Below are 24,840 nucleotides of genomic sequence, written 5' to 3'. Positions count from 1 at the left end.
ACATGCCCCTTTGCGGACATCGCTGCGGCGCACTAAGAGGTGGCTATGCCGCCCGCTAAACCACCAATGCCGTCACAGATGCCTTGTGAACTTGCCCGAGAGCAGGCTTCCTTCATTCGCGAGGCTGCACAGCGCATTTTCGGAGAGGACGCTGTAGTGCGAAATTACGGCACCGATCCTAATTCTCTTGCAATTGACGTCGAAACCAGTGGCGTCCAGCGTGATGTTTCCGACTTCATCGGCATTCTCCTGACGCGCCTCGACCATATACCGGCTGTGTCGGTCACGGAACGCGGGACTAAGGCGCAAGGCAACGCAAAGGTTGCCTACCGGCAGGGCAAAGTCCTGTAGGATTAGGTCGCAATCCACCCCCCTTTCCGCCGAAAGCCGTTCGGCGGCACGCGCCCAATTGCAGGCGTTTATGGCCCGCCGACGATTGGCCAATTTTTTGGATCATGTCCCTCGCTGCACCAACGCCCATCGGCCTTACAGATTTCAGCCTTCTCCAAAATTGTTCTCACCCGTTCGACACTCTCGCATGGCGCATCAGGAGAAGGGTTGAGGATCAACTGTGGCATGGGGAGTAGTTCGCCAGCCCGAATGACGTAGCTTTCAAAGTCTCTGATCGAAACGGAGTTTCCCGCCCATTTTATTGCGCCAGCGTGGTCAATAGTGGCTTCAACAAGGGGCGTGAGATGGCCGATTCCCTCCTTAGCAGTGCCAAATGAGGCAGGTGGCACGGAGCAATCTGCCTCGTACGTCGGTTGGGGCCCGTGACAAGCGGCAGGCCCCAATAACGCCAATACGACAATCATGAGGCGCTGCTTCATGGGCAATGCATGCCTTAGAGAAGGTGATTTTTCAATGTCAGCTTCCCACCCATATCGGGCGTTCACGTCCAAGCTTTTCGATTTGGAGCTTCCTCCTGTCAGCTGCGTTATGATCGTGCATGGGTAAGAAGATCCGGGACTTGGGGCTATGCTTGCGGCTGCGACCTCGTCAGGCTTGCCCATCAGGATGTCGAAAAGCTTTTTTGGGCGAAAATGATGGCGAGAATAGCGGTGGCCTTGGCGATCTGTGCCCTGTTGGCCGGATGTGGTGAGGAAGCGGCTGAGCAGAAGGCGGCGGAGGACGCCCGCGACGTGGCCATCGTGAAGCGCATGAGCCGCGAACCGTTCCAGCCCATCGAACCGACGCCGATCTCACAGGCCGATGTGACGCGCTATGGGCTTGACCGACCCGGGTGCCGCTTCAGCAAGAATGGGCAGGATCCCATATTCATCGCTGCGCAGGATGAAGGCTTCATGCGGGTCGGAACGGACCTGAAGCGCTTTGCGGCGAGAACCGAAAGCGCGACGCTTCCCGGCGGGGCGCGTTCGACCTACGTGGGACTTGCCAGCTGGGTCGATCTCGCCCGACTACCCGATGAAGGCGGAACAGGCGATGCTAACACCTGGCCTGCGCGTCTGATCGTTCATGACGCGCAGGACCGTGTCGCCTATATGGCCGATGGCACCATCCGCTGTCGCGAAGGCTGACTGCCGGAAGGGTTGCGGCGGCCCGGATTCCCTGACCGCCGCTGGCGATCAAAGCGAAAGCCGTGCGAAAAGCGTATAGCCCCAGGGGCTTTCACCGTAAGCCTGATCGAGTGAAGCTGGCTTGATATACGCGCTGATAGAACCGCCAAGCGCCAGCTCGAACGGCTCGATGTTTAGGCGACGGGCATAGCCCGCCTGGATCTTGGAAACGCGATAGGGCTGGTCATGGCGGGGATCGTCATGATCGGGAAACAGTTCGTCGTTCGCCACGCTTTCCGCCCGCATGAATACGGAATTCGCAGCGTCGACATCCCAGTTCGCTTCGGCAAGCCACGCCGTCAGCGTGCGGCCCGGCTCGCGGTCCTTGCTGCTGAAGGCCGCCATGGCGGAGATGCCGTTGGCGTTGGCATAGTGAGCGGACGCGGTGAAGCGGCGTTCGTCCTGACCGGGATGTATCGCTTCAGGCTCGTTGATGTGGCCGTAGCTCGTCTGGAAAACCCAGTTCGGGCTCGGCGTCCAGCTAGCCCGGACTGACCAGGAGTCGAACCTGGGCGTCTCGATGTCCCAGCGTTGCTCGTCGGGTTCGGCGCCCCGGAAGGCGGATGCTTCGAGCTGCCATTCGGCGGCTGCGACACCTGTCGTCACCACGCCATAGGTGATGTGAGTGGAATCGAACCAGTGATGGCTGATGGGCGGCTCCGGATTGTACCGGGCCGAACGCCGCATCATGAAGGCGGTCGGGCCCAGCGCGGGTTCCCCGACCGGACCGCCGTAGATGAAGGCGTTTGCCGCACCGATGTCGAAATCCACGCGGGCGGCCAGTTCCATGAAGAGGTCGTGAGGGTGCTGCCGGTCAACCAGCGGTTCGCCGCCTGCGGTCTCACCGGTTGCGAACAGGTTCGGGTAGCCGCGATTGCTCATCAGCGGGTCCAGACTGAACATGGATCGAAGTTGCAGGCTTCCGAACGCGGTCTTTCGATCCGCCGTGACCATGGCCATCGACGGCGCATAGAGCTTGTCGGCGCCTCGCGGCCCCGAATGGTCGGTGTATTGTGCGGAAACGTAGCCGTGGGCCATGACCATCCACTCTCCCGCGTTCACGTGGAGACCGCCGTGCATGCCGTCCAGCCCAGGCAGCCGCGACGTGCCGGAACCCACGGTATAGGCGGGAGGCGTTTCAGGTGCGGTGTGATGATCTCCATGATTCATGGCCGCGTGATCGTGCCCGGCGGATGTATCGATGACCGGGAAAGAGGGTTCGGGCTCGCTCACATGGTGATGAGCGGAATGATCCTGTGCCAGAGCAGGCACAGGCAGCGCTACCGTGCCAAGCAGCACGTGCTTGCAAACCGTCGCAAATAAGGCCGCCCCGGCCTTGCCAGCCGGGGCGCAGGCCGTTCAGACGTTGAACTTGAAGTGCATCACGTCGCCATCGCTGACGACGTATTCCTTGCCCTCCTGGCGAAGCTTACCGGCTTCCTTGGCGCCGGCTTCGCCGTTGCAGGCGACGAAATCGTCGTAGGCGATCGTCTCAGCCCGGATGAAGCCGCGCTGCATGTCGGAATGAATCTCACCAGCGGCTTCGGGAGCCTTTGCGCCCTTGTGAACCGTCCATGCGCGGGCCTCTTTCGGCCCTACGGTGAAGAAGGTCAGAAGGTCGAGAAGCTGATATCCGGCACGGATTATTCGAGCCAGACCCGCTTCGGCAAGGCCCATCTCCTCCAGGAATACCAGTCGATCCTCCGGCTCCATGCCGGTCAGTTCCGCCTCGATAGCGGCAGAGACGATCACGGCACTGGCGCCTTCGGCGGCGGCCTTTTCAAAGACGCGTGCGGAGAAAGCGTTACCCTCGGCTGCGGCTTCTTCCTCGACATTGCACACGTACAGCACGGGCTTTGCGGTCAGCAGCTGTGCCTGACTGAACACACGGGCTTCTTCGTCGTCCTTCGGTTGGGTAAGTCGAGCGGGCTTGCCGGCGCGCAGCAGTTCCAGCGCCTGACCCAGCACGGAAGCGGTGATCCTGGCTTCCTTGTCCCCACCGGTGGCCTTCTTCTGAGCCGCCGGGACACGCTTTTCGAGGCTTTCGAGGTCGGACAGGAGGAGTTCTGTTTCTACCGTCTCCGCATCGGCGATGGGGTCTACCCGGTTGTCGACGTGCTGGATGTCGTCGTTCTCGAAGCAACGCAGGACATGAATGATCGCATCCACCTCGCGAATGTTGCCGAGAAACTGGTTGCCCAGGCCTTCACCCTTGGAGGCACCACGGACGAGGCCTGCGATGTCCACGAAAGAAAGCTGGGTGGGGATGATCTTGGCTGAACCGGCGATGGCGGCAAGCGTGTCCAGACGCGGATCGGGCACGCCGACCTGACCGACATTGGGCTCGATCGTGCAGAACGGATAGTTCGCGGCCTGCGCTGCCTGCGTCTCGGTCAGCGCGTTGAACAAGGTCGACTTGCCGACATTGGGAAGGCCCACGATCCCGCAACGAAAACCCATTTAAAACTCCGAAACATGTGTGTTGCGGGCCCATAGCCCCCTGCGCGCGACTTTACCAGTTTGCCGATAGCCCATAGGCGGGCGAAAGCCGGTTGACGAAAATTTCAGTTCTTCGGGCTAAGGCGTGGGAGAGATGAAGTCCATCGCCCGCACTCTTCTGCCGTTTACGGCGATTCTGACCCTGGCAGCGTGCGGCGAGAGCCCGGAGGCGGCGTTTGCAGAGGCGCAACGCAATTTCGCGGCCGAAAACTATCAGGAAGCCCGCGTCAGGTTGTCGGTTGCGTTACGCCAGCGGCCGGAGGACGCGAAGGTGCTGGCGCTCCTGGCGGACACGCACTTGCGGCTGGGGGACGCAGTGTCCGCAGAGGCTGCCATAGCGCGCCTTGAGCGGGCGGGGTATGGGAACACGGCACGCATGAAAGCTGAGGCCGCGTTGCTGAGGCAGGAGCCGGCACGCGCCCTGGAGCTTGTCGGCGACGCCGACGATGCCGAAAGCTGGAAAGTGAGGGCAGAGGCGCAGCTTGCGCTTGGCGACAAGGAGGCCGCCCGGCTCGCTTACGACCGGGGTATGGCATCGCATCCCGACATCCGTCTGGCCGCCTCCCATGCGCGCTTTCTTCTGCTGGAGGAGGATCTCGTCGGCGCGGCTCGCGTGCTGCTGCGGATGCGGCAAATGGCGCCGAGATCGTTCGAGACGATGGTGTTGGGAGGTGACCTTGCCGCGGCTCAGGGGCGGGAAAAGGAAGCCGCTGCGGCCTATCGCGCCGCGGTTGACGCTTTCCCCGACAGGCTTGGACCCATGCTGGCCCTCGCTAATCAGTATGATGCCATGGGCCGGCTGGATGAGGCGTTTGACCTCGTGCAACAGGCCGCGCGGTTCGCGCCCGGCGATGCGGAAGTGGAAGCGATGCGCATCCAGTTCCTGTCCCAAAAAGGCGAATGGGAGACGATCCGTCTCGCGCTGCAAGGCCGTGAAGCAGACCTCATACCCGGCTCGACACTGGCGATGACGTACGGCGAGGCCTTGCTGCATCTCGGCCATGCGGAGCAGGCGCGAGCGATCTTCCGGCGCGCGGTCCTTCACTTCCCGCACAACCTCTATGCGCAGCTGATGCTGGGACGGGCGCAGCTTGCGACCGGCGATGCCGCATCCTCTTGGGAGACGCTTGCGCCGCTGGCGCGAAGCACGCTTGCGCGGCCGGACGTTCTGGAACCCGCGGCGCAAGCGGCGCGGGCGGCAGGCGCTCCCGAGGCCGCCGGGCTGCAGATGCGGCTGGCGCCGGCACGCGTGCGCGAAACGATGGCCTTGATCGAGAAGGGAGAGGGCGCCTTGTACACGCGGCGCTGGCGAGAGGCGGTATCCGTCTACCAGCAGCTTCTGAAGCGGGGCCCCGACGCGGAAGTGCTGAAGCGGCTGGCGCTCGCCTACGATGGTCTTGGCGAAGTCGAAGCGGCGATCGCGCATGCCGATCGTGCCGTCGCCCTGAACAGAAACAATCCGGACTACCTGTACGTAGCGGGCGCCTTGCGCCTTTCGAACGATCGTGATCGCGCCGAAGCGCAGCGGCTGCTTGAAGCTGCAGCCATCCTCGACCCCGGCAACGACGCCATCGCCCGCGAACTGCGGAAGGCAAAAGCTCCCGGCCGTTGAAGGACCGGGAGCTTTTCTGGAGCGTATTCAGGAAAAAAGCCCGGCGCCGTAGGAATGCCGGGCCTGATCGCCTTAGCGACGGCTCTTGCGACGACGTGCGTAGGCGAGGCCGATAAGGCCGGCACCCAGCATGCCCAGCATGCCGGGCTCGGGCACCTTCGTGCCGCCCGAAGAGGTGGAGGTCGACCCACCGGACGACGTCGAGGTGGTGCCGCCGGAAGTGGAGGTGCTACCGCCCGAGGTGGACGTGGTGGTGCCACCCGAGGTGGACGTGGTGGTGCCACCCGAGGTGGACGTCGTGGTGGTGCCGCCCGAGGTGGAGCTGCTCGTGGACGAGCTGCCGCACTGCTTCTTGCCGGCCGAGTGACCGCAGTTGCAGTAGTGCTTGTGGTACGAACCCCAGGTCGCATGCGCGGGTGCACTTATTGCGACAGTGGCGCCTGCTGCCACCGACAGCGCAAGCATGGTCTTCCGGATCATCAGTCTACCCCTAGTTACCCGTGTTAGCTTACCAGCATCAAAGCAAGTGTCGTGCCAAGGGCAGATTTCAGACGCTTCTGATGTTCTCGACCTGCACTGGATGATTAACTTGTAAGCGGTTTCGACACTTCAAGCCTGTTGGCGCAAGGCCACGTCGCTCATGAACCGCGTATCTTCGCCCGCACTCAGTCGGTCCGCTTCCCCCGCCACGGCACCAAGCATGTCCGCAAGCGGGTCGAGTTCGGCCTTGGTGTAATTGCCGAGAACATGGCCGGTTACGCGATCCTTGTGGCCGGGGTGCCCTATGCCCAACCGAACCCGCCGGAAATCGGCGCCGAGGTGCTGATCGATCGAACGCAGCCCGTTGTGACCTGCGTGGCCGCCGCCTTGCTTCACCTTGACCTTGAAGGGGGCAAGATCGAGCTCATCGTGAAAGACGGTGAGGGCGTTCAACTCCAGCTTGTAGAAGCGCATGGCTTCGCCGACTGATCGGCCGCTTTCGTTCATGAACGTGGCTGGTTTCAGCAGGAGGATCTTGTTGGTCCCGATCCGGCCTTCCTGCAGCCAACCCTGGAACTTCTTCTGCACCGGACCGAAGCCGTGGATCTCGGCAATGGCATCGACGGCCATGAACCCGACGTTGTGGCGGTTGAAGGCATACTGCGGACCGGGGTTGCCCAGGCCGACCCAGAGCTGCGTCGCCATGTGTGCCCTTTCGATCAGTTAACGCGGATGCGCCACCTCCCGCGTGGCGGGCCTTGAGCGGCACTTCTTCCGCAGGAGTAAATCGGCAAAAAGAAAGGCCCTCCCCGCAAGCGGGAAGGACCTGTCCTGAACCGCGAAGGAAGGCTTACTCGCCTTCGACCTTGGTCGTGTCGCCTTCTTCGCTACGCAGAGCCGAAGGAGCGGCGATCGTCGCGATGGTGAAGTCGCGATCGGTGATCGCGCTTTCCACGCCCGACGGCAGCTTTACGTGGCTGATGTGGATCGATTCGCCCACGTCGAAGCCGGTCACGTCGATGGTGATCTCGTGCGGGATCTTTTCGGCGTCGCAGACCAGTTCAAGGTCGTGGCGCACGATGTTGAGCACGCCGCCGCGCTTGAGACCCGGCGAAAGCTCTTCGTTGGCGAAGACCACGGGCACGTTCACGTGCACGGTCGCGCCCTGGGCCACCCGCAGGAAGTCGGCGTGGAGCGGACGGTCGGTGACGGGGTGGAAGGCTACGTCCTTCGGCTGCGTGCGGAGCTTCTTGCCGCCCACTTCAACTTCGACGATAGAGTTGAAGAAGTGGCCGGTCATGAGCTGACGGACCAGCTCCTTTTCCTCGACGTGGATCGCCAGGGGCTCTTCGTTGCCGCCATAGATGACGGCGGGCACGCGACCGGTACGACGCAGGGCACGGGAGGCTCCCTTGCCAGCCCGTTCGCGCGTCTCGGCCGGCAGGTTAAGCGTATCGCTCATAGGACTTGCCTTTCAAAACTGGATTAGGATGCGGCACCTTCCGCTTATTCGGAACGCACCGTCTCGCCACGCCTCCAGGGATGACCATGACGAGAAGGCGCGGCCCATACCCGCAGATTGGTGAAATGGCAAGCCGCCGCTGGCTATGCTGGCGTGCATCGGGCAGCTCTACTGCATACGCGTTACAGTAAGCCCCTGAGCCTTCAGCATGGCAGGTAACCCGTCGCTTCCGGCCATGTGAGCCGCTCCGACGGCCACGAAAGGTCGCTGTCCCGCCCGGATCACTGTAGCAATCCTGGCAGTCCAGGCCCGGTTGCGGTCCGTGAACAGCACGGCCCGCAGTTCCGGGTCAGCAAGAAGGCCGGATCGCGTTTCCTTCTCGATGGCCGCCATGTCGCCGTCGCGCCAACTGGCTGCCAGGTCGCGGTCCGGCGTTGCCGCCTCAGTGACGACTGCACCGAGCAGGTCGCGCTGCTCCTTCTCGGGGAGCGCGTCAAACAGGGCGAGTTGCGCGGCGGCGCCCTCCAGTTCGATGACCGGTCGCTTGCCGGCGGCCGCAACCACCGCGCGATCCACGCCGTTGCGCGCATCTGCCTCGTCGCTGCCGCCACGGGCAAGCGTCAGCGCGGCGGCCCAGGTGTCCATGGCCGCGAAGTCGCCGTCGCCATAGCCGGCAGCGTCAAGCAGGGACGCAAGGGCAGGTCGCTCGGCCGGCGCTATCCTTTGCGAAAGAGGAGGCTCTCCTTCGCTCCGCGCCAGCTGCGTGAACGTCGCCGCGACCTTGGCCTCGTCGGCGAGATTTCCCACCTCCACCATGATCGTCTCCGCGTCTTCAAGAGCTGCAGCCACGGTCGCGGAGCGCCAACGAAGGGGGCGGTCAGACGTGTGGATGGTGCCGAACAGCCACCCTTCGTGGCCATTCTCGTCGGTGACATGCCACAGCGCGGGGTTGGCCTCCTGTGGTGCCTGTGAACAGGCCGACAGCGCAAGGATGCAGAGCAGAGTGACGGCGCGGCGACGATGGTTCACTGGACCCGCGTCGAGACTATCCCGGCGGCGGCAAGCTGATCCTGCACGCTGCCAGGTCCGGCGAGATGACCGGCGCCTACCGCAACAAAGACGTTGCCCGGTCTCGCGAGCCGCGCCTTCAGCCACCCGGCCCAATTCGCGTTGCGATCGGTGATCAGGACCTTGCGCACGATCAGATCGCTCTCGTCCTCGTTGATCAGCCGGGCAAGATGCTCGGCGTCACCGGCCTTCCAGGCGGCGACCATGTCGTCCACATCCGCTATCACGGTGGGGAGCGAACGGGCCACTTCGATAAGATAGCTCTGCTGTGTTTTTTCCGGCAGGGTATCGAACAGGTCGATCTGAAACTCCGCGGTCTCAAGCGCCACGTTCGGCAGTCGCCGCGCCTTCGCCTGCGCGGCGACCTCCTGGTCGATGCCGGAGTCGGTGCTGTAACCTGACGCCTTGAGCGGGATGAGCGTCAGCATGAGCGCCGCGAACCAGGCGTCGTTATCGTCGAACGTCGCGAGCGGCAGACCAAGCTTGGCCAGGGCTGCCTCATAGGCCTGGCGCTGCTCTTGCGACAAAGTGTCCCGGAGAGTGCGGCCGTCCGCGCGCCGGCTCTTGCCCAGAATCGCGTCCTGCGGCTGCGCAGCCGCGTCCATGGCGATTTCCGTGACGAGTTCCTCCGCCGTCGCCAGGGCTCTCGCCACGACACCCTGGTTCCACGCCACCGGTTCGGGAAGGACATGGATCGTGCCGAACAGCCAGATCGTGGTGTCGTCGTCGGCGACTTTCCAGAGGGCAGGGCGGACCGTCTCGGGCGGCGTACTCTCCCTTGCCAGTACGCTCGACGCGCCAAGAGCGGTGATTGCCAGCAGGGCGGAGCCGAGGAGGGTGCGGACGCGGGTCATCGAGCGGATCATGGAATCGCCTTTGAGGGTTTCCTCCGTCTGCGTCATCGAAAATCTCTGGGCTGGGAAGATTGGGCATCTCGTGATGCGAGTTGATTTGACGGGCCTGATCCGCCAAAGGCCGGCCATTCGCATAAACGACGGAACCCTGATGACCGCCGCCAAACAGCCGCTCAGCTTCCAGGACATGATCCTGACGCTCCACAACTTCTGGAGCGCGCAGGGCTGCCTCATCCTGCAGCCTTACGACATGCGCATGGGGGCGGGCACTTTCCACCCCGCCACTACACTGCGGGCGCTTGGTCCCGAACCGTGGAAGGCGGCCTACGTGCAGCCCTCCCGCCGCCCCACGGACGGGCGCTACGGCGAGAATCCCAACCGGCTGCAGCATTACTACCAGTACCAGGTTATCCTGAAGCCGAACCCGGAGAACCTCCAGGAGCTCTACCTACAGTCGCTTGCCGAGATCGGCGTCGATCCTCTGGCGCACGACATCCGCTTCGTCGAGGACGACTGGGAGAGCCCCACGCTGGGCGCCTGGGGGCTGGGCTGGGAAGTCTGGTGCGACGGCATGGAAGTGACGCAGTTCACTTACTTCCAACAGGTCGGCGGTTTCGACTGCAAGCCCGTGGCGGGCGAACTGACGTACGGCCTTGAGCGTCTTGCGATGTACATCCAGGGCGTGGACTGGGTCTACGATCTCAGGTTCAACAACGAGGGCGTCACCTACGGCGACGTCTTCCTTGCCAACGAACAGCAGCAGTCGAAATACAACTTCGAGATTGCCGACACGGATTCGCTGTTCGCCGGCTTCAAGGCCGCCGAGGCCGAATGCATGCGCTGCATCGAGGCGCAGATTCCCCTGGCGGCTTACGACCAGGCGATCGAGGCTTCGCATCTGTTCAACCTGCTCCAGGCGCGGGGCGTCATCTCCGTCCAGGAGCGTGCCAGCTACATGGCCCGCGTGCGCGACCTCGCCAAGGGATCGTGCCAGGCGTGGATCGACGTGAACAAGGAACAATGGGAAGCCAAGTTCCCGGGGGGGACCGTATGACCGACTTCCTTCTTGAACTGCGCAGCGAGGAAATACCGGCCCGCATGCAGGCCGGCGCCCGTGCTGACCTGGAGAAGCTTTTCCGCAAGGAAATGGAAGCGGCGGGTATCGCACTTGGTCAGATCACCGTGTGGTCGACCCCGCGCCGCCTTGCGTTGATCGCCAACGATCTGCCGGAGACCACCGAGGCCGTTCGAGAGGAGACGAAGGGACCGGCCACAAGCGCCCCCGAGCAGGCGCTGGAAGGCTTCCTGCGCAAAACCGGGCTGGCGAAGGAGCAGCTTGAGGTCCGCGACCTCAAAGGCAAGGCCACATACTTCGCTGTCATCGAGAAGCCCGGCCGCGCCGTCAAGGATGTCCTCGCGGAAGCGATCCCGGCCATCGTGCGCGCTTTCCCTTGGCCTAAGTCGCAGCGCTGGGGTGCTGCATCCATCACGACGGAATCACTGCGCTGGGTCCGGCCGCTTTCCGGGATTGTCGCCATTTTCGGTGAGGATCTTGTCGAGTGCGAAGTCGGCGGAATCAGTTCGGCCTACGCGACCAGGGGGCACCGCTTCCACGCTCCGGGCGAAATCACGATCGGCGGCGCACACGACTACGCGCGCAAGCTATCGGCCTGCCATGTCATCGTCGATCACGTCGAGCGCCAGGATCTGATCCGCGACGAGGCGCGTAACGTCGCCGCCGCCGCCGGCCTCACACTGGTGGAAGACGAGGGGCTCGTCGTGGAGAACGCCGGCCTTACCGAATGGCCGGTACCGCTGCTCGGCCGCTTCGACGAAGCGTTCCTCGAGGTTCCGCCGGAAGTGATCCAGCTCACCGCGCGCGTGAACCAGAAGTACTTCGTGTGCGAGACGACCACGGGCAGCCTTGCCAACGCTTTCGTCTGCACCGCGAACATCGATGCTATCGACGGGGGCGAAGGCATCGTTGCCGGCAACCGCAAGGTTCTGGCTGCCCGCCTGTCCGACGCCCGCTTCTTCTGGGAACAGGACAAGAAGATCGCGCTTGCCAATCAGGCCCCGAAGCTGGAGCGGATCACCTTCCACGAGAAGCTCGGCACGGTGGCAGACAAGGTCGAGCGTGTCGCAAAGCTCGCCGAATGGTTGGCAAGTGCAGGCATCGTTCCCAACTGTGACCCGGTGCTCGCACGGCAGGCGGCGGAGCTGTGCAAGGCCGACCTCGTTACCGAAATGGTGGGTGAGTTCCCGGAATTGCAAGGCCTGATGGGCGGATACTACGCCCGGGCTGAAGGCCTGCCGGCCGCCGTGGCCGACGCCATTCGCGATCATTACAAGCCGGTTGGACAGGGCGACGAGGTGCCGACGGCGCCGGTGACCGTTGCGGTCTCGCTGGCGGACAAGCTGGATACCCTGCGCAGCTTCTTCGCAATCGACGAGAAGCCGACCGGTTCGAAGGACCCCTTTGCCCTGCGCCGTGCGGCTCTGGCCATCATTCGCCTGATCACCGAGAACAACCTGCGCTTCGGCGTTGCCGAGGGCGAACTCCTCGACTTCTTTGCCGACCGCCTGAAGGTGCAGCAGAAGGAAGCGGGCATCCGGCACGATCTCATCGACGCCGTGTTTGCGCTGGGCAGTGAAGATGATCTTGTTCGCCTGCTTGCGCGTGTGCAGGCGCTTCAGGCCTTCGTGGCGACGGAGGATGGTCGCAATCTGCTTGCAGGCTACAAGCGGGCGGCCAACATCCTGAAAAAGGAAGATTGGCAGGGGCTGGAATCCGAAATCGCGCAGACCGGAGAGGAAGACCCTCTTGTCCTTGTCGAGGATCCCGACCTGGCCGCTGCGATCGCCGAAAAGATGGCGGACCGTCACGCTGCCGCGCGCGGCGAGGGCTACGAGCTAGAACCTGCAGAGAAAAATCTTCTGGAGGCGCTCGACCGTGCGGAACCTCAAGCGTCTGCTGCGGTTGCAGCAGAGGATTTCGCAGGCGCAATGACGGCGCTTGCTTCCTTGCGGGCACCGATCGACGGGTTCTTCGATCATGTGACGGTCAATGACACGAACCGCACCAAACGGACGTCACGTCTTGCACTGCTTGATCGCTTTCGTGCTGCAGTGCACAATGTGGCGGATTTCTCGCGGATCGAGGGGTAGGAGGGTTTCCCCACGATCTGCGTCCTTGCGCAAAATCCGGAGAGTTAGCGAAGAATGACTAGGCAGGTCTATACGTTCGGCGGTGGCGTGAAGCACGATGATCCGCGTGCGAAGGACAAGGTGATCACTGGCGGCAAGGGCGCTAACCTTGCCGAAATGGCCGACATAGGCTTGCCTGTTCCGCCCGGCTTTACGATCACGACCGAGCAGTGCGTTAAGTACCTCGCCGAGGGGGGAGACTTTTCGGAGGAACTGCGCCGGGAAGTGGCAGAGGCCCTGACTCACATCGAACGGACCGTCGGCAAGACGTTCGGCGACGAGGCCGATCCGCTGCTGGTATCGGTACGTTCGGGCGCCCGGGTCTCGATGCCGGGAATGATGGACACCGTCCTCAACCTGGGTCTGAACGACACCACCGTCGAAGGCCTCGCCAAGACCTCCGGGGACGATCGCTTCGCCTGGGACAGCTATCGTCGGTTCATCCAGATGTACTCCGACGTGGTTCTGGGGGTCGAGCATCACCTGTTCGAGGAAGCGCTGGAGATCGCCAAGGAGGACAGCGGCTACCTCAACGATGTCGAGATGACCGCCGGCGACTGGCGCAAGATCGTTTCCGAATACAAGAGCATCGTCGAGAAGGAGCTTGGTCGCGCTTTCCCGCAGGATCCGCAGGAGCAGCTCTGGGGCGCCATCCAGGCGGTCTTCGATTCCTGGGATTCCGATCGTGCCAAGGTCTACCGCCGCCTGAACGGCATCCCGGGGGATTGGGGGACGGCCGTGAACGTGCAGGCCATGGTCTTCGGCAACATGGGCGACACGTCGGCAACCGGCGTGGCGTTCACTCGCGACCCGGCGACGGGTGAAAAGGCGTACTACGGCGAATGGCTTGTGAACGCGCAGGGCGAGGACGTCGTCGCCGGCATCCGCACGCCGCAGTACCTCACCAAGGCCGCCCGTGAGCGCGCGGGCGCCAAGCCGCTGTCGATGGAAGAGGCGATGCCTCAGGCCTACGCAGAGCTGGCGGCCGTGTTCGAGCTGCTCGAGAAGCACTACCGCGACATGCAGGACATCGAGTTCACGGTGCAGCAGAACAAGCTGTGGATGCTGCAGACCCGTTCCGGCAAGCGCACCGCGAAGGCGGCGCTCAAGATGGCCGTCGACATGGTCGAAGAAGGACTGATCGACGAGGCCACTGCGATCAAGCGCGTCGATCCGATGGCCCTCGACCAGCTCCTGCACCCCACGCTCGACCCGAAGGCAGCCCGCGACGTTCTGGGCAAGGGCCTTCCGGCCTCGCCGGGTGCGGCCTCTGGTGCGATCGTCCTGGACGCCGACACGGCCGAGAAGCGTGCCGAGAGAGGTGAAGCCGTCGTTCTGGTCCGCGTCGAAACGTCGCCCGAGGACATCCACGGCATGCACGCGGCCAAGGGCATCCTGACCGCGCGCGGCGGCATGACCAGTCACGCGGCCGTGGTAGCGCGCGGCATGGGCAGGCCCTGCGTCTCTGGCGCATCGGGCTTGTCCATCGATATGAAGACCCGCACGCTGCGCATGGGCAACCGTGATCTGAAGGAGGGCGATCTCATCACCCTCGATGGCGCGACCGGCGACATCATGGCAGGGGAAGTTCCCACGATCGAGCCGGAACTCGCCGGCGATTTCGCGACCCTCATGGAGTGGGCGGACAAGCACCGGCGTATGAAGGTGCGCACCAACGCCGAGACACCTGCCGATTGCAGGATGGCGCGGCAGTTCGGCGCGGAAGGCATCGGCCTTTGCCGCACCGAGCACATGTTCTTTGACGCAAGCCGCATCTCGGCCGTGCGCCAGATGATCCTTGCCGAGGACGAGCGTGGGCGCCGCGCGGCTTTGGCGAAGCTCCTTCCCGAACAGCGTGCCGACTTCCAGGCCATCTTCGAAGTCATGGCGGGTCTGCCCGTTACCATCCGCCTTCTTGATCCGCCGCTCCATGAATTCCTGCCGCACAGCGATTCCGAATTCGCCGAACTGTCGGAAGCCATCGGCATCGGGGTGGAAACCCTCAAGCGCCGAGCGGACGAGTTGCACGAATTCAATCCCATGCTGGGTCATCGCGGTTGCCGCCTAGGCATCACGTTCCCTGAAATCTACGAAATTCAGGCGCGTGCCATCTTCGAGGCGGCCTGTGATGTGGCGGCGGCTTCAGGCGAAGCCATCGTGCCGGAAGTGATGATTCCGCTCGTCGCTACGAAGCGGGAGCTGCAGATCCTCAGAAAGCTCGTCGACGAGACGGCTGCCAAGGTCTTCGCCGAAAAAGGCCGTACTCTCGAGTATCTGGTCGGCACGATGATCGAGCTGCCCCGCGCTGCGCTGATGGCCGGCGAGATCGCGGAGGAGGCGAAGTTCTTCTCCTTCGGTACGAATGACCTCACTCAGACGACGCTCGGCGTGTCGCGCGATGATGCTGCGCGCTTCCTGAGCCCCTATGTTGAAAAGGGCATCTATCCGCGCGATCCGTTCGTCAGCCTTGACGTCGAAGGTGTCGGCCAACTCGTGCAGCTCGGTGCCGAGCGTGGCCGCGCCACTTACGCGGACCTCAAGCTGGGCATCTGCGGCGAACATGGCGGCGATCCGGCGTCAATCGCCTTCTGCGAGAAGGTCGGCCTGGACTATGTGTCGGCCTCGCCATACCGCGTGCCGATCGCTCGACTGGCGGCAGCGCAGGCCGCGCTGGCCTGACGAGGTCAAGGGGACGGGAAGGTCGCCGGCTTTCCCGTCCTTGAGCGTTGACGCACGGGATACGATTCAGCGCTTCCAGCCTGACAGTGTCAGTATTTCGAAACGCTCTGCTGTGCGGCCGTCCTCTCCGGCTTCGGCGAAAGCGCGCTTTGCCCTTTCCAGTGCCGACTTTCCGAGGAGCGGTCCAGGATCGGCCAGCACGTTCGAGATGCCCTGGGCACGGAGATCCGCAACGAGCCGCGCGAAGCTGCGAAACGCCACGTTGACGGGCCGCTGGTCGACCACCGGGTCGGCGTAGAGCGTTCTTTGCAGAAGCTGCGCCCCGGAGCGCACGTCCACCATTGGATGGAGGCGGGGGGCGGGGCGCTCACCGTCGGCCGCCAGCATGACCTCCCGGGTGGTCGGAAGCGTGCCCGATGACAGGAAGCTCGCGATCAACATGCCCCCGGGCGCCAGCGCCTTGCGGGCGTGGACCAGCGCTCCTGGAAGGTCGTTAAGCGTGTCCAGCGTGCCCAGACTGGCGATAAGATCCACCTGCTCGAACGGCCAGGGCTTCTCTTCCTCGAAACCGAAAGCGGGTTCCGCTTCGGCGACGCTGACGCCAAGAGCTCCCAATGAAGGGGCCAGAGTGCCGGAATAGTCTCCGATGACGAGGGCTGTCCGGGGTTCGAAACGGAGGAAGGAAAGCCTGTCCAGCACATCCTCGACCATGTCGTCGATCAGGTATCGCGGTGCGTCGGGCTGCTGCTGCAGCGCCAACATGCGGCGGCGGAGCGCGCTGCGGCGGGACGGGGAGAAGATGCGGGGGGGAACCTTGTTTTCCATGCGATCATCCCTGCCGTTTCAGTGAAATCCTTGCAATGGTGCTGACAATCGCTTGCCTGGGAAAGGGTCGCGGTTAGCGTCACGCAATGGCGTTGCGACACGTGCTTGCCCCTTTGATAGACTTCGTCTTTCCGCCGCGCTGCCCGCTTTGCGGGGCGGCGATCGGTTCGGCTTCCGGGCTGTGCATGGAGTGCTGGAGCACGCTCGTCATTCCCGGCGAGCCATCCTGCGACCGATGCCAGCGGCCTTTCGGAGACGCCCTGCCTGCAGGAGGAACCTGCGCGCCCTGCCTCGCTGTTCCTCCCCGCCACAGCGGCATCGCGGCTGCCACGTTGTACAATGAGCCTTCGCGCAAGCTCGTGCTTGCCTTCAAGCATGGCAATCGCATCGCGCTTGCTCCTCTAATGGCGGGGCTGATGCTTCCGAAACTGCCGCACATCGGAGAGGGGTGGCTGCTGGTGCCCGTGCCTTTGCACCGCTGGCGGTTATGGAAGCGCGGCTACAACCAGGCCGCGGAGCTGGCCCGTCAGATCGCGCGGGGAACGGGGGCGAGGCTCTGCGTCGATGGGCTCGAACGGCACAAGCGGACCCCCTCGCTGGGGAGCCTCGGCAAACTGGCGCGCAAGCGGGTGCTTTCGGGCGCCATAAGGGCAAATCCGCGACGGAAGGTTTGCCTGAAGGGCGCCAGCGTCGTGCTGGTGGACGACGTGCTGACGAGCGGCGCCACCAGCGATGCGTGCGTCTCCGCGTTGAAGCGCGCCGGTGTGGAGCAAGTGGTTATCGCCTGCTTTTCCCGCGTGCTGGATGAAGCGCTCACCGTCTGACAGCTTGCCACGCGAAAACGCCCGGAATCTTGCGAGCCCGGGCGTCCTCGTGACGAAACTTTTGAACCCTGCTTGCGCAGTTCAGCGGTGCCCCTTTACCGCCTGGCCCGGTCCCTCATCATGCATTTCCCTGAACCGTGGCCTGCTTTCGATATCAGGCCCGTGGTTCCTTTTGAACACTTGCCTGCGAGCGACCTGTGGGTCAGAAGCAGCCCCCCAGCTGCACATGTAGAATTCCCCGAATGGTGCTTTTTGGGAAGAGGCTTCGCCGATGATGAGGGATTTTGATCCACTGCTGTGGCTAGGTTGCAACATTCCTTCGCTGGGTTGCGGCAAGAAAGAAACCGGTAAAGATGACTGAGATAACAGCTACCGAACGGGAAATGGGAACAGCGTTCCTTCCGCGCTTCGATGCGCAGGGATTGCTCATCGCGATCGCTGTCGATTCCCGCACGCGGGAGATACTGATGGTCGCCTATATGGATGAGGCGGCATTGGCCAAGACGCGCGAGACCGGCTTGGCGCACTTCCATTCGCGTTCGCGCGGGAAGCTGTGGCTGAAGGGGGAGACGTCCGGTCACTTCCTGCGGGTTGAGGAGATCCGGGTTGATTGCGACCAGGATGCGCTGGAGTTGCGGGTCAGGCCGGAAGGCCCGGCCTGCCATACGGGTGCGACCAGCTGCTTTTATCGTCGCCTGGAGGGCGATGGACTGGAGCGGGTGGAGGCCTGAGAAGGCCCTCCACCCTGAGCTTCAGGCATTCTGACTAAGGATCTCGTCGAAAAACGACAGCATGGAGTTCCACGACTGGCGATCGGCGCTGGCGTTGTAGTCGAGGAAATCCTTCCCCTTCGTGTTGCTGTCGGGATCGGTGAAGCCATGCTTGACCCTTGCGTAGGAATGGAAGTGCCAGTTGGCCTCAGCGGCATCCAGCTCTTCCCACAAGGCCAGCACATGTTCGCGCGGGGCGAGCGGGTCGGCGTCGCCGTGGCAGATCAGGATACGCGGCCTGATGCCGCCGGGCCGGGCGGGTGCGGTCGTGGGGAAGAGGCCATGGAAGCTGACGATTCCGGCGAGGTCCTCACCGGCACGCGCAGCTTCGAGGACGGCCTGCCCGCCCATGCAGTGGCCAATTGCGAAGAGGGTGAGACCATTGGCGATTTCCCGAAGAGCATCGAGGCCGGCAATGATCCGGGCGCGGTAGTATGCGTTGTCAGCGCGCAGCTTCTCGGCGAAGGGGAACGATGCTTCGAAGCTTTCGATCGGTTCGCCGTAGAAGTCGGTGATCATCACCAGGTAGCCTTCGCCGGCCAGCCTGCGCGCCCGATCTTCCATCAGAGGAATGACATTGGCGATGGTGGGGAACAAAGCCACGGCGGCGCGCGGGGTGCCGGCCGGGCGCGCGAGCCATCCGGTGAGAGCGACCCCGGCGTGGGAATAGGGGATCGGCTCGAGCGTCGGTTGATAGGCCGTCATGCTGTCTCGCTTGTTGTGCACCGGAAGAACGGGGTCATTCGGGAAGGAAGTCAGGCACTGAAAGGTAGCGCTCGCCGGTATCATAGTTGAAGCCCAGGATCCTGCTTCCGGCAGGCAGCTCCTTCAGCTTCTGCGCGATAGCGGCGAGAGTGGCGCCCGAACTGATGCCGACCAGCATGCCCTCCGCCGTCGCGGAGCGGCGTGCCCACTCCTTCGCGTCTGCGGGATCGACCTGAATGGCACCGTCGATGGACTGGGTATGGAGATTGCCCGGAATGAAGCCCGCGCCGATACCCTGGATCGGATGAGGGCCCGGTTGGCCACCGGAGATGACCGGGGACAGTGTCGGTTCGACGGCATAGGCCTTCATCTGCGGCCACTGCGCCTTCAGCGTTTCGGCGCAGCCGGTGAGATGGCCGCCGGTGCCCACCCCCGTGATAAGCACATCGAACGGTCCGTCGGCGAAATCCTTCAGGATTTCCTGCGCCGTGGTGTTCACATGGACATCGACATTAGCCGGATTGTCGAACTGCTGCGGCATCCACGATCCGGGTGTGGCGTCGATCAGTTCCTTGGCACGTTCGATGGCGCCTTTCATGCCCTTTTCGCGAGGCGTGAGGTCGAACTTCGCGCCGTAGGCCAGCATGAGGCGGCGGCGTTCCACGGACATCGACTCCGGCATCACGAGAATCAGGGTGTACCCCTTGACGGCGGCGGCCATGGCAAGACCGATGCCGGTGTTGCCGGAGGTCGGCTCGATGATGGTGCCACCGGGCTTGAGGCTGCCGTCGGCCTCGGCCGCCTCGATCATGGCAAGACCGATGCGGTCCTTGATGGAGCCGCCGGGATTGGCCCGTTCCGCCTTGATCCACACCTCATGGTCAGGAAACAGGCGCGAGAGACGGATGTGCGGCGTATCGCCGATGGTGGCGAGTATACTGTCGGCCTTCATACATTTTGCTCCCAACGGGGTTCGAATGTGCGGGCGCGGCGAAGTTCGGGGAACAGCCAGGCCCAGGCAAGTGTGATGACTATGGCAGCGCTGCCGCCGAAGACAACTGCTCCGGTCGCGCCGAGCAACGCCGCGGCAAAACCGGACTGCAGCTCGCCGAGTTCGTTGGAGGCGGAGATGGCGAGACCTGAGATGGCGGATACCCGGCCACGGACCTCGTCCGGCGTGCGAAGCTGAACGAGCGAGCTGCGGATGAAGACGGAGATCATGTCCGCCGCGCCCAGAAGCGCCAGGAAGAGTAGCGAAAGGAGGAAGTGCCGCGACAGCCCGAAGCCGATAGTCATGGCGCCGTAGCCTACAACTGCGGTGAGCATCTTCACGCCCACGTTGAACCGCAAGGGGCGGAAGGAGAGCCAGAAGGCGACGACCGCTGCGCCCGCGGCCGTCGCCGCCCGCATCTGCCCGAGGCCTTCAGGGCCGACGTGAAGAATGTCGCGGGCAAACACCGGCATAAGCGCGGTGGCGCCGCCGAGAAGAACCGCAAAGAGGTCAAGGGTTATGCAGCCGAACAGAAAACGCTCGCGCCAGACGAAGTGAAAACCTTCGACGATCTGCCGGAGCGGATGGGGCCTGGAAGCGTCGTGAGCAGGGGGCGGCAGGTTGCGAATAGACTGGATCGCAATCGACGCGCCCAGTGTGAAGACGGTGGAACACCAGTATGGCAGGGCGTGATCCGCGGCGAAAAGGAAACCGTAGGCTGCCGGGCCGATGATGGTGCCTGCCTGCATGGCGATCGAGTTGAAGCCGATCGCGCGCGGAATGAGCTGCGGCGGCACGATATTGGGCGCAATCGCCGCCATGGAGGGGCTTATGAACACGCGGACCATGCCATGCAATACGGCGAAGGCGTAAAGAACCGGCAGGTTCCGGATCTCCAGCGCGGTTGTTATGCCAAGGCCCAGTGCGACGCAGGCATCGAGCATCGCGGCGACCCCGGCGACACGCCGGCGGTCGAACCTGTCGGCTATGACGCCGGCTACCGGCGTCAGCAGGAACACGGGCAGGAATTGCGCAAAACCGAGCAGGCCCAGCTGCAGGGAAGCCTGGGTTATCGACATGCCATAGTCCGTCCGTGCAACATCGTACAACTGGTAGCCGATGATGACGACGGTTCCGGTCGTAGCCAGAACGGCGAGGAAGCGGGCCAGCCAGAACTTTCGATAGTCGGCGATCTGCAGCGGAGAGGTGGGGACGGGGAGACTCACCTGCGCTGCATGGCAGCGCGCTCTCCCCTTGCCAAGATGCCCCTGACTTGATGAACTAATAGGTGAACTTGGCGGTCAGCCGGACGTCGCGGCCGGCAATGGGTACGAAGTCGCTCGTGAACGATGCGGCGCGTCGTCCGATCACGTCGAACAGATTGTCGGCCGAAAGCATCAGCGTGACCGGACCGTCCTCTCCCATGGGATGCCAGTCCGCGCTGACATTAACCACGGTGAAGGCCGCCGTCGCATTTTCGAAGGGGCCGACGCGATTCTGCCGAGCGTTCCACTCCAGTTCGCCGCGGAGCCGAACGGTGTCGAAGGTGGCTGTCGCTCCACCGCGAAGCCGCAGGGGCGGGATGCGGGGCACGGGACCATGTCCCTTTATCTGCGCGTGAGTGTAGTCAGCCAATGCGTCCAGCCGCAACTCGCCACCATCCCAACGGGTCGCCCGGACACTGCCCGAGGCTTCGAAGCCCCTGAATCGAGCACCCACGCCCGTGTACCGGTAGACGGGCTGGCCTTGCTCTTCCTCACCTGTGGCGAGGGGGGTGATGTAGTTGTCGAAGTCGCTCAGGTAACCGGTCAGCGAGACTTCAATCGACGGCTGCCTGTAGCGCACATAGGCTTCGAACGCATTGCTGCGTTCTTTGTCGAGGGCACGGTCGCCAACTTCGTAGGCTTGCGTGGCCACGTGCAATCCATCGCTCAGCAGTTCCTCGGGCGACGGGGCGCGTTCGCCATGCACGAAGTTCGCGCCCACGCTGAAGCCCTTTCCGGACCGCCAGCTGGCACCTGCCGCGGCGGAAGCCAGATCGTAGGACCGGGAAAAGTCGCCACTGCGGGAGGTCGCCCGGGAACTGTCGTATCGACCGGAAGCATCCACCGTGAATCCTGCGCCCAGGTCCAGAGACTGGAGGGTGAACACGCCGATACGGTCGATGCGGTAATCCGGAACCACAGCCTCAGGCCCAGTCGTAACCAGGCTGCGCGAGAGATACTGGACGCCGCTTCGGCCACGCCAGCCGTTCCTGGTGGCCTGAATCAGGTCAAGACGGGTCTCGACGCCTTCGCCCTCAAAAACCGTACCGACTTCGGACCCTTCGAACTCGGTATGCCGATAGTCGGCATAGGCGCCGCGAACCTGCAGGCTTTCAAGGAAGCCGGACAGCCGAACCTCTCCACGAAGATCGAAGCGATCCTGCTTCAGACCGATGGAGACCGGTCCTTCCCCGTGGTCGTGTCCTTCCTCATGATCCTCCTCATGACCATGGCCGGTTTCGGGACGGGAGGGGACACCGTAGCGCGTGTCGTAGTGTTGGTACGAGATGCCCAGGTTGCCACCAGCGTCGATGAACGCGAGACCGGCTCCGAGCGTCAGCGTGCGCGCCGCCGAATCCGCCAGGCGGCCAGAACGAACGGTCTGCGCCACCAATGCGGTGGCTTCGCCCTCTTCACCCTCCTCCCGAAGATGCTCGGCCGCATGACGCATGTCCTCGCGCAGGGCGGGCGAATAGATCTTGCCGCCGACACGCAGGTCATCAGCCTTGCGCCAGGACGCATCGGCATGCGCGACAAACCTGTCGCCGAGCGGAGCCTCTATGGCGCCGCTGAGCGAGCGTTCGTCAGCCGCCGTGCCATATCCGCCGATGCCGGTAGCCGTTATCCGGTCCGGAACCTGCCGTGGGATGCGCTTGTCAATGGCGTTGACGGCACCCCCGATGGCATTGCCGCCGTAAAGCAGAACCGATGGGCCGTGGAACACGTCGACATGGTCGATCGTCAGCGGGTCGAAGACAACCGCATGGTCGACGGATATATTCGATGCGTCCAGCGAGCCGATGCCATCGATCATGACGCTCACGCGGTCGCCACTGAAGCCACGGAGCACGGGCCGCGAGGCGCCGGGAGCGAAAGCGGTGGACGACACGCCCGGAAGCGACGCGAGCGTTTCGCCGATCTGCCCACGGATGCGGGTCAGTAGCGCGTCTCCTGCGAGACTCGCTGTGGCAGAGAGCAGCCCGAAATCCGTCGGTGGGTGGCCCACCACGACGATGTCCCTGCCGGGTGCGGAGTCTTGAACGGGGGGTTCGCGGTCGGGATGAGGGACTTCGTGAACGTCTGGAGGAGGCGGTGCCTTTCGCGGTTCCACTTCCTGCGCGCTGGCCTGGCTGGGCAGCACGGAGGTGACAGAACCCAGGCTGGCGCATGCGAGCAGGGCGGCTTTGAACAGACGGTAACGCATGCGGCCTTTTTATATGTTATGATATAATATCAAGAGGAGAATGCGTGATCGTGGCGAAACGAGCGGCACCTACGATCAACCGCCCCGCAGATCAGCGCTTCGGGCGAAGACGCGGGTTCGGTTGGAGGGTCTCGACGAGCTTCAGGAAATCGGTCGTGCGTATGATACGCTCGAACTGGAAGCCCGCTCGCCCCTCGTGCGTCCAGATCAGGTGTGCCTCGATGCGCCCAACCACGGGAAGGCGGATCACCAGGCGCTCTCCGCGCTCGATCGCAGGCTCGCCCTGGATCATGAAGCCCTGGCCGGAAATGTTGACGATGTGCAGTTCCAGCTCGCCGAGTTGGCGATGCTCAGCCAACACTGTGTAATCGACCGTGTGGCGCGTCGCCCGCCGCTTGTCGGTTACAGAGAGCTGCGCTCCTGCACTCATCGTTCCCATGCCTCTGCTCGTGATCCGGAACGGAACCTTAGCCTCTTAATGGCAAACAACCGGTTAATTTTGAACCAGCCCCACGCTGTGGGGAACCGGTGTTGACCGATCAGATGCCCTTGAGCACGCCATGCTTCTTCTTGCCGACACTGAGCTTTCGGCTTTCGCCGGATGCGACCGTAACGAGCAGAGCCGGGTCGTCCATGGGCGTGTCGTCCAGCCGCACCGCACCTTCAGCGATCTTGCGCTTCGCTTCGCCGTTGGAGCCGACGAAACCCAGCGCAGTGCAAGCCGCTCCGAGCCGAATGCCTTCTGCCCCGACTTCGAGTACAGGCAGGTCGTCACCAAGACCGCCTGCAGCGAAGGTCGCCTGCGCCGTGGCCTCGGCCGCCTTCGAGGCGTCGTCGCCCCGGCACAGCCGCGTGGCTTCATTGGCCAGGACGATCTTCGCGGCGTTGATCTCGCTTCCTTGCAGTGCTTCGAGTTTCTCGATCTCTTCGAGGGGAAGATCGGTGAACAGGCGCAGTCGCTTGCCGACGTCGCGATCGTCGGTGTTGCGCCAGAACTGCCAGTAGTCGAAGTGCGGCAGTTGATCCTCGTTCAACCAGACGGCGCCGCCCACGGTCTTGCCCATCTTGGTGCCGTCCGCATTGGTGAGGAGGGGAGTCGTCAGTCCGAACACCTGCGTGCCATCGACGCGGCGTGACAGTTCGACGCCGTTAACGATGTTGCCCCACTGGTCCGATCCACCCATCTGCAGGCGGCAACCGGCCCGGCGCGAGAGTTCCAGGAAGTCGTAAGCCTGCAGGATCATGTAGTTGAATTCGAGGAAGCTCAGCGATTGCTCGCGGTCCAGGCGCAGCTTCACGGAATCGAAGCTGAGCATGCGGTTGATGGAGAAATGCTGCCCGATGTCCCGCAGGAACGGGATGTACTCGAGCGTGTCGAGCCACTCCGCGTTATCGACCATGATGGCGTCGCTGGGGCCGTCTCCGAAGGTCAGGAAGCGCTCGAAGACGCGGCGGATCGAGGCCACGTTTTCGGCGATGGTGTCCTCCGTCAGCAGCTTGCGTGCTTCGTCCTTGAAGCTCGGATCGCCGATCTTGCCGGTCCCGCCTCCCATAACGACGATAGGCTTGTGACCGGCCCGCTGCAGTTGCCGCAGCATCATGATGGAGACGAGATGCCCGACGTGCAGCGAAGGAGCCGTCGGATCGAAGCCGATATACCCCGGCACCACCTGCTTCGCGGCAAGGGCGTCGAGGCCCTCGGCGTCGGTAAGCTGGTGAATGTAGCCGCGCTCATCGAGCAGGCGGAGCAGGGAGGAGGTGTAGGTCATCGCTTCCGTTTCGTGTGATAAGGAAGCGGCGCGCGTAGCACGGCGCCTTC

Annotated in this window: 23 protein-coding genes; 8 read left to right on the top strand and 15 right to left on the bottom strand. The window is 63.5% G+C overall.

Annotated elements, in window-relative coordinates:
• The first annotated feature begins 66 nt into the window (after positions 1-66).
• Positions 67-351 carry a hypothetical protein gene (locus C2R25_RS21020; protein WP_233203993.1) on the top strand — a complete coding sequence of 95 codons (285 nt, stop codon included), beginning with the start codon at positions 67-69 and terminating at the stop codon, positions 349-351.
• Positions 352-419: 68 nt separating this feature from the next.
• Here C2R25_RS21020 and C2R25_RS20475 read toward each other — a convergent pair whose 3' ends face one another.
• Positions 420-830, bottom strand: coding sequence for a hypothetical protein (locus C2R25_RS20475; RefSeq protein WP_158250672.1), 411 nt, complete (start codon positions 828-830; stop codon positions 420-422).
• 213 nt (positions 831-1,043) lie between these two features.
• Between C2R25_RS20475 and C2R25_RS14130 the strand changes: the two genes are divergently transcribed.
• The gene (locus C2R25_RS14130; protein WP_233203991.1) at positions 1,044-1,538 is read left to right on the top strand and encodes a hypothetical protein; all 495 of its coding nucleotides are present in this window, start codon (positions 1,044-1,046) and stop codon (positions 1,536-1,538) included.
• A gap of 48 nt (positions 1,539-1,586) precedes the next feature.
• Here the strand turns inward: C2R25_RS14130 and C2R25_RS14125 are convergent, their stop codons facing one another.
• The gene (locus C2R25_RS14125; RefSeq protein ID WP_233203989.1) at positions 1,587-2,747 is read right to left on the bottom strand and encodes a hypothetical protein; all 1,161 of its coding nucleotides are present in this window, start codon (positions 2,745-2,747) and stop codon (positions 1,587-1,589) included.
• A 189-nt stretch (positions 2,748-2,936) separates the two neighbouring features.
• Positions 2,937-4,037 carry a redox-regulated ATPase YchF gene (gene ychF / locus C2R25_RS14120; protein ID WP_103729815.1) on the bottom strand — a complete coding sequence of 367 codons (1,101 nt, stop codon included), beginning with the start codon at positions 4,035-4,037 and terminating at the stop codon, positions 2,937-2,939.
• 133 nt (positions 4,038-4,170) lie between these two features.
• On the opposite strand from ychF, the gene C2R25_RS14115 reads away from it, so the two are divergent.
• On the top strand, positions 4,171-5,688 hold the full coding sequence (locus C2R25_RS14115) for a tetratricopeptide repeat protein (protein WP_103729814.1): 1,518 nt from the start codon (positions 4,171-4,173) through the stop codon (positions 5,686-5,688).
• Positions 5,689-5,760: 72 nt separating this feature from the next.
• Here C2R25_RS14115 and C2R25_RS14110 read toward each other — a convergent pair whose 3' ends face one another.
• The 5 genes from C2R25_RS14110 to C2R25_RS14090 all read right to left on the bottom strand — a co-directional run bounded on the left by C2R25_RS14110 (position 5,761) and on the right by C2R25_RS14090 (position 9,564).
• Positions 5,761-6,168 carry a PEP-CTERM sorting domain-containing protein gene (locus C2R25_RS14110; protein ID WP_103729813.1) on the bottom strand — a complete coding sequence of 136 codons (408 nt, stop codon included), beginning with the start codon at positions 6,166-6,168 and terminating at the stop codon, positions 5,761-5,763.
• A gap of 129 nt (positions 6,169-6,297) precedes the next feature.
• Entirely contained in the window at positions 6,298-6,873 is a 576-nt protein-coding gene (gene pth / locus C2R25_RS14105) for an aminoacyl-tRNA hydrolase (RefSeq protein ID WP_103729812.1), read from the bottom strand.
• Between the two features lie 145 nt (positions 6,874-7,018).
• Positions 7,019-7,630, bottom strand: coding sequence for a 50S ribosomal protein L25/general stress protein Ctc (locus C2R25_RS14100; protein WP_103729811.1), 612 nt, complete (start codon positions 7,628-7,630; stop codon positions 7,019-7,021).
• 168 nt (positions 7,631-7,798) lie between these two features.
• Complete coding sequence (locus C2R25_RS14095; RefSeq protein ID WP_103729810.1) at positions 7,799-8,659, bottom strand: TraB/GumN family protein; 861 nt, start codon at positions 8,657-8,659, stop codon at positions 7,799-7,801.
• Positions 8,656-9,564: a TraB/GumN family protein gene (locus C2R25_RS14090; RefSeq protein WP_233203987.1), complete on the bottom strand. Its 909-nt coding sequence runs from the start codon at positions 9,562-9,564 to the stop codon at positions 8,656-8,658. Before C2R25_RS14090 ends, C2R25_RS14095 begins: the two co-directional genes overlap by 4 nt.
• A 139-nt stretch (positions 9,565-9,703) precedes the next feature.
• On the opposite strand from C2R25_RS14090, the gene C2R25_RS14085 reads away from it, so the two are divergent.
• The 3 genes from C2R25_RS14085 to ppdK are packed head-to-tail and all read left to right on the top strand — an operon-like array spanning position 9,704 to position 15,438.
• The gene (locus C2R25_RS14085; RefSeq protein WP_199183837.1) at positions 9,704-10,606 is read left to right on the top strand and encodes a glycine--tRNA ligase subunit alpha; all 903 of its coding nucleotides are present in this window, start codon (positions 9,704-9,706) and stop codon (positions 10,604-10,606) included.
• A complete protein-coding gene (glyS, locus tag C2R25_RS14080; RefSeq protein ID WP_103729809.1) occupies positions 10,603-12,720 on the top strand; it encodes a glycine--tRNA ligase subunit beta in 2,118 nt (705 codons plus the stop codon). Before C2R25_RS14085 ends, glyS begins: the two co-directional genes overlap by 4 nt.
• Positions 12,721-12,774: 54 nt before the next feature.
• A complete protein-coding gene (gene ppdK, locus C2R25_RS14075) occupies positions 12,775-15,438 on the top strand; it encodes a pyruvate, phosphate dikinase (RefSeq protein WP_103729808.1) in 2,664 nt (887 codons plus the stop codon).
• Positions 15,439-15,504: 66 nt separating this feature from the next.
• On the opposite strand, the gene C2R25_RS14070 is transcribed toward ppdK, so the two are convergent.
• A complete protein-coding gene (locus C2R25_RS14070; protein WP_103729807.1) occupies positions 15,505-16,263 on the bottom strand; it encodes a methyltransferase in 759 nt (252 codons plus the stop codon).
• 86 nt (positions 16,264-16,349) lie between these two features.
• Here C2R25_RS14070 and C2R25_RS14065 point away from each other — a divergent pair, with 86 nt between their 5' ends.
• Both C2R25_RS14065 and hisI read left to right on the top strand, forming a co-directional pair.
• Entirely contained in the window at positions 16,350-17,087 is a 738-nt protein-coding gene (locus tag C2R25_RS14065; protein ID WP_103729806.1) for a ComF family protein, read from the top strand.
• A gap of 353 nt (positions 17,088-17,440) precedes the next feature.
• Positions 17,441-17,818, top strand: a complete 378-nt coding sequence (gene hisI / locus C2R25_RS14060) for a phosphoribosyl-AMP cyclohydrolase (RefSeq protein ID WP_103729805.1) — start codon at positions 17,441-17,443, stop codon at positions 17,816-17,818.
• 21 nt (positions 17,819-17,839) lie between these two features.
• On the opposite strand, the gene C2R25_RS14055 is transcribed toward hisI, so the two are convergent.
• From C2R25_RS14055 to tyrS, 6 genes are all read right to left on the bottom strand, one after another.
• Entirely contained in the window at positions 17,840-18,562 is a 723-nt protein-coding gene (locus C2R25_RS14055) for a dienelactone hydrolase family protein (protein WP_103729804.1), read from the bottom strand.
• 34 nt (positions 18,563-18,596) lie between these two features.
• Positions 18,597-19,514: a cysteine synthase A gene (cysK, locus tag C2R25_RS14050; protein WP_103729803.1), complete on the bottom strand. Its 918-nt coding sequence runs from the start codon at positions 19,512-19,514 to the stop codon at positions 18,597-18,599.
• Entirely contained in the window at positions 19,511-20,779 is a 1,269-nt protein-coding gene (locus C2R25_RS14045) for an MFS transporter (protein WP_103729802.1), read from the bottom strand. Before C2R25_RS14045 ends, cysK begins: the two co-directional genes overlap by 4 nt.
• A gap of 55 nt (positions 20,780-20,834) precedes the next feature.
• Complete coding sequence (locus C2R25_RS14040) at positions 20,835-23,021, bottom strand: TonB-dependent receptor (protein WP_103729801.1); 2,187 nt, start codon at positions 23,019-23,021, stop codon at positions 20,835-20,837.
• 91 nt (positions 23,022-23,112) lie between these two features.
• Positions 23,113-23,451, bottom strand: a complete 339-nt coding sequence (locus C2R25_RS14035) for a PilZ domain-containing protein (protein WP_103729883.1) — start codon at positions 23,449-23,451, stop codon at positions 23,113-23,115.
• Positions 23,452-23,560: 109 nt separating this feature from the next.
• Positions 23,561-24,790, bottom strand: a complete 1,230-nt coding sequence (gene tyrS / locus C2R25_RS14030) for a tyrosine--tRNA ligase (protein ID WP_103729800.1) — start codon at positions 24,788-24,790, stop codon at positions 23,561-23,563.
• Positions 24,791-24,840: the final 50 nt, after the last annotated feature.

It is taken from the genome of Novosphingobium sp. HII-3 (assembly GCF_002916655.1).
Taxonomy (GTDB): domain Bacteria; phylum Pseudomonadota; class Alphaproteobacteria; order Sphingomonadales; family Sphingomonadaceae; genus Novosphingobium; species Novosphingobium panipatense.
This window is presented reverse-complemented; position numbering and strand designations above follow the sequence as displayed.